Origin of the sequence: Bradyrhizobium sp., assembly GCF_019244115.1 — a bacterium.
Classification (GTDB): Bacteria; Pseudomonadota; Alphaproteobacteria; order Rhizobiales; family Xanthobacteraceae; genus Bradyrhizobium.
In genome coordinates, this window is record NZ_JAFATE010000809.1 from 1 (window position 1) to 2471 (window position 2471).

2 pseudogenes are annotated in these 2471 nt (G+C 65.1%); both read right to left on the bottom strand.

The annotated features are described in order from the left end of the window. Window positions 1-1888: pseudogene (gene traA, locus JOZ76_RS34345) on the bottom strand (Ti-type conjugative transfer relaxase TraA); the annotation flags it as partial. Between the two features lie 303 nt (window positions 1889-2191). Further along, window positions 2192-2471: pseudogene (locus tag JOZ76_RS34350) on the bottom strand (group II intron reverse transcriptase/maturase); the annotation flags it as partial.

Genomic DNA, 2471 nt, shown 5'->3' on the forward strand with positions numbered 1-2471 from the left:
GATCCCGAGCGTGCCGTTCTTCACGCCGAGCCCGCGCTCGTTCTGCAGAAACATGACGCGGTCACCGCTGGCGAAGCGGCGCACGCCGCGTTCGACCGTCAGGCGGATGTCATCCCCGAGATCGCCGGCAGCCCGCATCCGTTCGCGCGCCGCCTCGTTCAGCGCCCGCACCTCGTCGTTGGTGTGAGTGAGAATGATACGGCTGCGCTCCGGCGCTGCCTGCCGGTCGCGATCCCAGCTGTCGATCAGATCGCCTCGCGCCTGCTCCCGGGTTTGGGCCTCATGTACCATGCCATGGGAGCGATAAGCCTCCAGCGCATGACCGGTCCTGCCGTTCGCCAGATCGCGCGTCGCGCCCCGTTGCCAGTCCTCGTGCTGTCGGCGCACCTCGCCGAGTTCCGCCCCGCCGTGCCGCTCATGGATCGAGCGGAAGGCCGCGCCGGCTTCGATGGATTGCAACTGCCTGATGTCGCCGACCAGCACCACTTTCGTTCCGGCCTCTGCCGCATGGGACAGCACGCGCTCGAGCTGGCGCGTGCCCACCATGCCCGCCTCGTCGATGACCAGGACATCGCGCGAGGTGAGGGGATCTCGGCCTTGTTCCCAGCCATGCTCCAGGCTGGCAATGGTGCGGGAGGATATGCCCGATCCGCTTTCGAGATTTTCCGCGGCAATGCCGGAGAGCGCCGCGCCCCGGACCTCGTAGCCCGCGGCCTCCCAGGCCTCCCGCGCCACGCCCAGCATCGCGCTTTTGCCTGTCCCGGCATGGCCGACCACGACGCCCAAATCGCGCCCGTCCGTGATATGCGCCAGCGCATCGGCCTGCTCGCCTGACAGCACAAGACCGCGGGCTTCCGCACGCGCCAGCGCCGCTTCGCGATCCCCGTCCCGCACCTCATGGCGCTCCCGCTCCGCCATCCGATCTGCGGCGCGGTGCAGGCGCTGTTCGGCTTCGATCATCTCGCGCGTCGTGAAGCGATCTTCGCCGCGGGCGTCCTTGCCGAGTTCAATCAGATCGGGTGCCTTGCGCATCGCACCCATGACGTCGTTGAACTGGTCGATCCTGTCGCTATTGCGATGCGCGAACTTCGCCATGTCGCGCTGCGTGAAGGTCGATTGCTGCTGGGTCATCGCCTCCAGTGCAAGCGACGGATCGGCGATGATCCGCATCCCATTGCCGCGGGCGATCTCGCGGTGCAGTTCGGCGCGGTCGGCGGCGGTCCCGTCGCCGGGGATGCCGATCCTCGATGCGCCTGGCGGGCGCCCCGATCTGGCTTTGCGGCTCGAGCGCGATGCCCTGGGCTTCGAGGCTGCGATGGTCGATGCGCGCGTCGATGTCGAGTTCGGCCAGGCGCTCATTGGCAAGCTCGGCCCAGCGCCTGCGCCAGCGCTCCACCATCTCGGTGCGGTTCCAGTCCCGTACCTTCTGACCAAAGCCGTTCTCGTTCACCGCGCGCATGGTCAGCATGACATGGGCATGGGGTTTGGCCATGCCGTCCTCGGCCATGTCCCAATGCACATTGAGGTCGGCGATCATGCCCCGCTCAACAAACTCGCCCCGAACGAAGTCGTGGGCCAGCTCGATGCCCTGTGCCTGCGTCATCTCACGCGGAAGGGCGAACTCCACCTCACGAGCAAGCTGGCCATCCTTACGAACCTCGGACGCCTCGACCTCATTCCATAGCCGTTCGCGGTCGCTCCAAGCCTGCGGCGCGTTCTCCGGCAGCATCACCTCGGAATGGACGACGCCGCGTTTGCCGGAGAAGTCGTGGCTGCGATCAAGCCGCTCGTCGCGAAGCCGCGAGGCGGAGCGGTAGGCGGCCGACGCCACCGCGCTACTTCCGACCTTGCGGCCAATGACCTTGACGTGAAGATGATAGATCGCCATCGCGATCAGATCAGTGGCACGGCGAAGCGCACGTCGGAACGACGTATAAGCGCGCCCTCCCTCGAAAAATTCTCGGGAGGGACTAGCCCGTCTCAGCTCGTCCTGACGACCTTACAGCATTGTGTCCGGTGCTCGAGTATCATTTCTCCATCAACACTGATGGAGACGATGGTGAAAGTAGAGATGAAGCGCTCCATCTCCTTGCGGAGACAAGTTTCTCCATCTCTCTTCCCGAACCGGACGTGCAGGTTTCCAAGCATCCGGCTCTCCATGCATGGGCGCTCGTGCGCCTATGGGTGGGTCTCAGATATGTCTGAGACGTTGAAACGCATTCCAGAAGCTGCGCACGCCTTCGCGTTGCTGGTGCTCTCCGTCTGCGGTCCATCCGTTCGGTTTCGCAATGCTCTGATCCGGGTAATGCATCGTTCCTCCGTCACAGAGAAACCGCAGGCGTTTGGCCCCTTCGGTCCATTGCCGTCGTTGTCCCGGGGCGCTGAGATAATAGCGGCGGCGCAGCCTCGGCCACGTCGCTTTTCCGTGCTTTCTCCTCAGCCAGCGCCCCACGCGCTGCCATATCCAATAA